We start from the raw sequence: 7,028 nt of genomic DNA on the forward strand, positions 1-7,028 counted from the left end.
GATTACGATGAAAGTTACAGATTTTGATTATGAATTGCCAGAGGAACTGATTGCTCAGCATCCTGTAGAACCTCGTGATACAACACGGCTTTTAACCTTAGATAAGGTAAGTGGTGAAGTTAAACATAAAGGGCATTTTTATGATTTGCTAGAAGAACTCCATGAAGGAGATGTGCTTGTATTTAATAATACGAAGGTTATCCCTGCGAGATTATATGGACATCGTCAAGGTTCTGGTGGCAAGGTGGAGGTACTTTTACTCACACCATGTGGTGAAAATCGATGGGAATGCCTTGTTAAACCGGGGAAAAAATGTCCTATCGGGCAAGTTATAGAGTTTGATGACCGCCTGAGAGGGATTGTGATTGATAAGACTGAATTTGGAGGTCGTATCATTGTGTTCACTTGCAATGGTGTGTTTGATGATGTGATTCAAGAAATTGGTGAAATGCCATTACCTCCATACATTCATGAAAAGTTAGAAGATAAAGACCGTTATCAAACGGTATATGCTAAGGAGAAAGGCTCTGCTGCGGCACCAACTGCAGGGCTTCACTTTACACCTGACCTCTTAGAAAAGATTAAAGCTAAAGGTGTAGAGCTTGAGTTTGTAACCTTACATGTTGGACTTGGCACCTTTAGACCTGTATCGGCAGAGACTATTGAAGACCACGAAATGCATAGTGAGTTCTTTGTTGTACCTCAAGATACGGCGGATCGAATCAATGCAGCCAAACAAAAAGGGTCTCGTATCATTGCCGTAGGTACTACATCGGTGCGTACTCTTGAGTCTGCTACGAATGATGATGGTGTATTACAAGGTATGAGTGGTTGGACTCAAATTTTTATCTATCCTGGCTATAAATTTAAGATGATTGATGCGTTGGTAACGAATTTTCACTTGCCTCAATCTACATTGTTAATGTTGATTAGTGCACTAGCTGGTCGTGAACACTGTTTGGCGGCCTACGAAGAAGCTGTTAAAGAACGTTATCGTTTCTTTAGCTTCGGCGATGCTATGTTTATACGTTAGGAGGGACTATGCCGAGTATTACTTATGAATTACAAAAGACATGTCCTCATACGGGGGCACGGGCAGGTTTATTGCATACGCCACATGGTACCTTTCAAACACCGATGTTTATGCCTGTAGGCACGCAAGCGACAGTTAAAACTATGACACCAGAAGAACTAAAGGCTATGGGTTCTCAAGTTATTTTGAGTAATACGTACCATTTATTTCTTCGCCCAGGGCCGGAGCTTATAGAAGAGGCTGGGGGCCTACATAAATTTATGAATTGGGATCAAGCGATTCTTACTGATAGTGGTGGATTCCAAGTATTTAGTTTAGGCGATATGCGCAAAATTACTGAGGATGGTGTTACATTTAGATCCCACATTGATGGATCAAAACAGTTTCTATCTCCTGAAGTGGCTACAAAGGTACAAGAACAATTAGGTTCTGATATTGCGATGGCTTTTGACGAATGTATTCCGTATCCCGTGGATCATGATTATGCGAAACGCTCTACGGCGCGTACCACGCGTTGGGCGCATCGTTGCCAAGAGGCTCGTAAAGCTCATGACCGCCAAGGCATGTTTGGTATCGTTCAAGGTGGCATGTACAAAGACTTGCGCAAACAAAGTGCGGAAGAACTTGTAGCTATGGATTTTGAAGGTTATAGCATCGGGGGTTTATCCGTTGGGGAACCTCATGATTTAATGAATGAAATCTTAGAATATACTACGCCATTATTGCCAACTAACAAGGCTCGTTATTTGATGGGTGTTGGCACCGCAGATTGTCTGGTAGAAGGTGTAGCACGTGGAGTTGATATGTTTGATTGTGTATATCCAACTCGTGTTGCTCGAAATGGGATGGCCATGACCTGGAATGGTCGCCTTAATATTCGAAATGCTCAATTTGCTCATGATTGGGGCCCTTTAGAAGAAGGTTGCCAATGTTATACATGTAAAAATTATTCCCGTGCATATATTCGTCACTTATATAAGGCAGAAGAGATTTTGGCATTACGCCTTGTAACGTATCATAATCTCTATTTCTTATTAGAGTTTATGCGTCAAATGAGACAAGCTATCTTAGAAGATCGGTTCCCGCAATTTAGAATGCAATTTTGGGATAGCTTTAAAAAATAGTAATTAAGTCTAGTCAAATTTATATTAGGTGGCTATACTAGAAAAGAAATACATATTTATTAACCTAGGAGGATAACATGGGAGATATTCAACAAATCTTGCAAACTAGCTGGCCTATTTTGTTAATGGTAGTAATTTTTTACTTTTTACTGTGGCGTCCACAAAAGAAACAACAAAAAGAGCGTGCTAGCTTGTTAGGTAGCTTAAAAAAAGGCCAAAAAATCGTTACTATTGGTGGTATTTATGGCGAAATTGTTGAACTTGATGATGAAAAAGTCAAGGTACAGGTATCTGAAAAAGTTGAATTAACATTTGCTCGTACAGCAGTTGCTAACGTACTGTCTAAGAAAAACAAGGAAGAAAAATAATGAATACAAAGGAAGCAGTGCGCCAGGCGTGTAAGTCTCAGCGCGCTGCTTTATCCGTTGCTGATTGTAGGTCGTGGACGCCGATGTTGACGAATCAAATCGTTAATAGTCCTGAGTATATATCGGCAAAAAACATTATGGCCTATTTGGCGATGCCTAAAGAGGCCAATTTAGACGATGTGATTCGTCATGCTTTAGAACATGATAAATCTGTATACGTTCCAGTATGTACTGATAAGACGACTATGATTGCAGTTCGTCTTAAGTCTCTAGAATCTATCACTCGGGGTGTGTTAAATATACGCATTCCCTCTGAGCCATACGATATTATTGATCCGTGTGACTTGGATTTGATTTTAGTGCCTGGTGCTGGCTTTGACCGTCAAGGTGGTCGCATGGGAATGGGGAATGGGTATTATGATCGATTTCTCAAGGAACTTTCATCAAGTACATTTATGGGCGTATGTTGGACTGTACAATTATGGGAAACACCAATCCCGATGGATGAGCTAGACCAACGAATGAGTAAAATTGTGACAGAGCAAGGCATTATACATTGTGTATAGCAGAAGGGAGCAACTATTTTGAACGGTAAAGCTATTATCAAGTTTTTAGTAGTCATTGCTGTCATCATTGGTACCTTTGCGTATTGTATTCAACCTTTAGCAGGTTCTTTGAAACAAGGCCTTGATTTACAAGGTGGTACGCATATTGTATTGGAAGCAGAAGATTCTGCGACTGGTACAGCTGACAATGATGCAGTAGAACGGGCGAAGCAAATCTTAGAGCGTCGTATTAATGAAATGGGTTTGTCTGAACCATTGGTACAACGTGAAGGGGCTCGTCGTATTATCATTGAATTGCCAGGTGTAAAAGATCCTGACGAAGCGATTAAACGTATCGGTAAAACAGCGGTCTTGGAATTTAAAAACGACCAAGGTCAAACCGTTATGACTGGTGATGATTTAAAAGATGCGAAAGAAGAGTTAGGTCAAAATAAACAACCACTCGTTGCTATTGAATTAAGCGATGAAGGGGCTAAGAAATTCGCTGATTTAACATCTAAAAATATTGGTCGTCGTATTGCCATTACATTGGATGGTAAAGAATTGACTAATCCTGTAGTACAACAAGCAATTACAGGTGGTAAAGCCACTATCTCTGGTAGTCAAAGTTTAGAAGAAGCTAAAGACTTGGCTATTTTATTACGTTCCGGTGCATTGCCTGTTAAAATTAATGTATTGGAAGTGCGTACAGTAGGTCCTTCTTTGGGGCAAGACTCCAAGGATAAATCTGTTGTAGCTTTCAGTGCCGGTATTGCAATGATCATGATTTTCTTGGTTATTTTATATCGTTTTTCTGGCATCGTAGCTAATATAGCGTTACTTGTATATGTTATGCTCTTATTACTCGTGTTGGGCAAGGGCTTTAATGCGACTATGACATTGCCAGGTATTGCTGGTATTATCTTATCCATGGGTGTTGCGGTAGATGCGAATATTCTAATCTTTGAACGTTTCAAGGAAGAGGTATTTTCCGGTAAATCTATGCGGGTTGCTATGGAAGCAGGCTTTAGCCGTGCATTAGCCACAATTACTGATGCAAACGTATCCGTTATCATTACAGCTGGTATCTTAACTATTTTAGGATCTGGCCCTGTAAAAGGCTTCGCTATCAGCTTAGGTGTAGGCGTTGTTGTAAGTATGTTCACAGCGATTACGGTGAGTCATTTCTTATTGCGCTTATTAATCGATTGTAACTTTACAAACCATCCATTCTGGTTTGGTGCGAATATTTCTCCAAGCACAAGTGCTGACACATTTGCACCTAAATCTTTGAAAGGAGGTAAACGCAAATGACATTAGACGTAATTAAACATCATCGTTGGTGGTTTGCTATTTCCTCCACACTCGTTATTATCAGCTTAATTTCCATATTTACTAAAGGGTTTAACTTTGGTATTGATTATACTGGTGGTACTATTGTTGAAGTTGTATTTGATCAACCTGTAGAGGTTAGTCAAGTTCGTGACGTTCTAAAAGAATATAATCTTGAAAATGCACAAATTCAGCTTTCTGGTGATACTACTGGTGATACAGCGGGCGAAGACGTAATGATTCGTACACGTAATCTTGAGTCTAGTGAAAGTGCAGCTGTTGTTGATTCTTTGACTAAATCTATTGGTAATAATACAGTTAAACGTATAGAAACTGTAGGTGCTGTAATTGGCTCTGAAGTTACAGAACATGCGTTATTGAATCTTGTTATAGCATTCGCAGCATTAGCTCTATATATTTCTTATCGTTTTGAATATAAGGTTGCCATTTCTGCGTTAGTTGCCATTTTTCATGACTTGATTATGGTTCTTGGTGTTTTCTCTTATTTCCAATTAGAGATTGATGCATCCTTCTTAGCTGCTATTCTTACGGTTGTAGGTTATTCCATGAATGAATCCGTAGTAATCTTTGACCGTGTTCGAGAAAATACGCATACTCACAAGCGTTCTGATACATTTGCAGATCTTGCGAATGCATCTATTAGACAAAGTATTCATCGTAGTTTCTATACATTGGCAACAGTTATGTTTGCCTGTGTATCCCTTTATTTATTTGGTGGAGATACTACAAAGAACTTTGCTCTTTGTATGATTATTGGCTTTGCTAGTGGTGCGTACTCCTCTATCTGTGTAGCTACATCCTTGTGGGTTATGTGGAAGAGCCGCAATAAAAATGACGTACGTAATCAATAATAAGTTATAAATTATTATTATTGTGTTAATGATTTAAGTATAAGAACCTCTCTGGATTTATTTTCAGAGAGGTTCTTTTATTTTGCTATCTTTTATTATGTAAAACGGTATAGGTATTTTACAGATAACAGTCATTTTTAACTATATAAAATTTAAAAAGGTTTGTTCTTGAATTCTATAAGATAGAGGCGTAAAATGGCTAGGTGACACGATACAAAAGGGAGATACAAATATGGATTCAAATAGATTATGGAGCCCTGCTTTTACTAATTATGGTATTAGTAGTGGTATTTTATATATGACTCAATATGTTCTCGTAGCGGCATTGCCAATTGTAATCACGTCTGAACTGAGTGGCAGCGATCTTGATGCGGGCTTAGCGATGACATATTTTCAAATTGGTACAATTTTATGTAGGATTTTTGCAGGACGATTAATAGATGGTTTTAATAAGCGTATTGTTCTATTAATATCAACAGCCTTGTTTTTCATTATTATGGGATTATTTAATTTTACTACCTCCTTAGAGGCTGTTTTGTACTACGTGGGTTACATGGTGTTGTGTTTGCCCTTGGAACAACTGTGATGGCTACTTTAGCAGTATTAGTATTACCTCCTAATCGAAAAGGTGAGGGGGTTAATATGTTTGCTATCTTTTCAAATATAGCAATGGTTTTAGGACCTGCTATCGGTCTATATGCTTTATCGTCATACGGTAGTATGGCATTGTATATATTTTTAACGGTTATGACTGGATTGGCCATGGTCTTAAGTAATATTATTCCCCTATCTAAGGAGTTAACATTACCTAAACAATCAAAATATAAAGGTTGGCATATTTCCCAGTTTATAGAAAATAAAAGTTTACCTTGGGCTTTAATGGGCTTATTTATTGGTTTTACTTACTCTGGTGTTTTAGTTTTTATACCTATAGAACTTAATAGCATGGGGGCAGGAATATGGGGAAGTGCTTTCTTTGCTATTTTTGCGTTGATGATTATTATTAGTCGGCCTATAGTAGGAAAAATATATGCTCGATATGGTTCAAAAATTATTATCTATACAGGATTAGGATTATTTATATTAGGCTTATTTGCATTGGGATTAGCTATAACACCATTAGCTATTCTATTCACCGCTCCATTGTTGGGGTTAGGCTATGGTGCAGCACAACCTGCATTCCAAGCGTTAGCTATACAATCAGCTCCTATTGAGCGTGCGGGTGTATCAACAGCAACTTATTTTCTAGCCTTAGATATAAGTGTCGGTGCTGGATCAGTTATACTTGCAGTATTAGCTAGTGCTTGGGGCTATCAATATTTATATATGTTCACTGCATTGGTTATGGTGATGGCACTTGCTTTGTATCATATATGGGTAAAAAGATATACTCCTTTAGAACTATAGATATTTTAAGGTAAAAATTGGGTAAAGAAGTATTTAACAAGTTAAAATGGCTTCTAATGAGATATTATATATAGAATGTTAAGAAAATGATGAAAGAAAGATGAAAATGATAAGGCGGCAATTTTATATATTGACGTTTATTATATTTATGCTATACTAATACAAGTCATTAGGACACAGCTCAAATGATAAGTATAAAAAACTTCTTAAAAGTTAAAAAAAGCACTTGACGTAATGAGCTTAACTTGATAGAATAATCAATTCGCCAGTTGATGAAACATTTCGACGAAAGAGTGTGTAGACTGGTATAGATCTTTGAAAACTGAACAATGATAGGTAATCAATCA

At 37.9% G+C, this 7,028-nt stretch carries 6 protein-coding genes and 1 pseudogene; all 7 read left to right on the top strand.

The window, feature by feature from the left end:
• The first annotated feature begins 7 nt into the window (after positions 1-7).
• On the top strand, positions 8-1,033 hold the full coding sequence (gene queA, locus DWV85_RS08520) for a tRNA preQ1(34) S-adenosylmethionine ribosyltransferase-isomerase QueA (RefSeq protein WP_123138517.1): 1,026 nt from the start codon (positions 8-10) through the stop codon (positions 1,031-1,033).
• 8 nt (positions 1,034-1,041) lie between these two features.
• Complete coding sequence (gene tgt / locus DWV85_RS08525; protein ID WP_123138518.1) at positions 1,042-2,157, top strand: tRNA guanosine(34) transglycosylase Tgt; 1,116 nt, start codon at positions 1,042-1,044, stop codon at positions 2,155-2,157.
• A 77-nt stretch (positions 2,158-2,234) separates the two neighbouring features.
• Complete coding sequence (yajC, locus tag DWV85_RS08530) at positions 2,235-2,525, top strand: preprotein translocase subunit YajC (RefSeq protein ID WP_004695596.1); 291 nt, start codon at positions 2,235-2,237, stop codon at positions 2,523-2,525.
• Positions 2,525-3,091 carry a 5-formyltetrahydrofolate cyclo-ligase gene (locus DWV85_RS08535; protein WP_123138519.1) on the top strand — a complete coding sequence of 189 codons (567 nt, stop codon included), beginning with the start codon at positions 2,525-2,527 and terminating at the stop codon, positions 3,089-3,091. Before yajC ends, DWV85_RS08535 begins: the two co-directional genes overlap by 1 nt.
• Positions 3,092-3,109: 18 nt before the next feature.
• Positions 3,110-4,384 (top strand): protein translocase subunit SecD, encoded by a 1,275-nt coding sequence (gene secD / locus DWV85_RS08540; protein WP_123138520.1) that lies wholly within the window; start codon positions 3,110-3,112, stop codon positions 4,382-4,384.
• Complete coding sequence (secF, locus tag DWV85_RS08545) at positions 4,381-5,274, top strand: protein translocase subunit SecF (RefSeq protein WP_123138521.1); 894 nt, start codon at positions 4,381-4,383, stop codon at positions 5,272-5,274. Before secD ends, secF begins: the two co-directional genes overlap by 4 nt.
• 232 nt (positions 5,275-5,506) lie before the next feature.
• A pseudogene (locus tag DWV85_RS08550) lies at positions 5,507-6,681 on the top strand (MFS transporter).
• Positions 6,682-7,028: the final 347 nt, after the last annotated feature.

This window comes from Veillonella sp. AF13-2, from assembly GCF_003603295.1.
Lineage (GTDB): Bacteria > Bacillota > Negativicutes > Veillonellales > Veillonellaceae > Veillonella > Veillonella parvula_E.

Coding starts and splice junctions, on each gene's coding strand:
- queA (WP_123138517.1), top strand. CDS start 8: ATGAAAGTTACAGATTTTGATTATGAATTGCCAGAGGAACTGATTGCT.
- tgt (WP_123138518.1), top strand. CDS start 1,042: ATGCCGAGTATTACTTATGAATTACAAAAGACATGTCCTCATACGGGG.
- yajC (WP_004695596.1), top strand. CDS start 2,235: ATGGGAGATATTCAACAAATCTTGCAAACTAGCTGGCCTATTTTGTTA.
- DWV85_RS08535 (WP_123138519.1), top strand. CDS start 2,525: ATGAATACAAAGGAAGCAGTGCGCCAGGCGTGTAAGTCTCAGCGCGCT.
- secF (WP_123138521.1), top strand. CDS start 4,381: ATGACATTAGACGTAATTAAACATCATCGTTGGTGGTTTGCTATTTCC.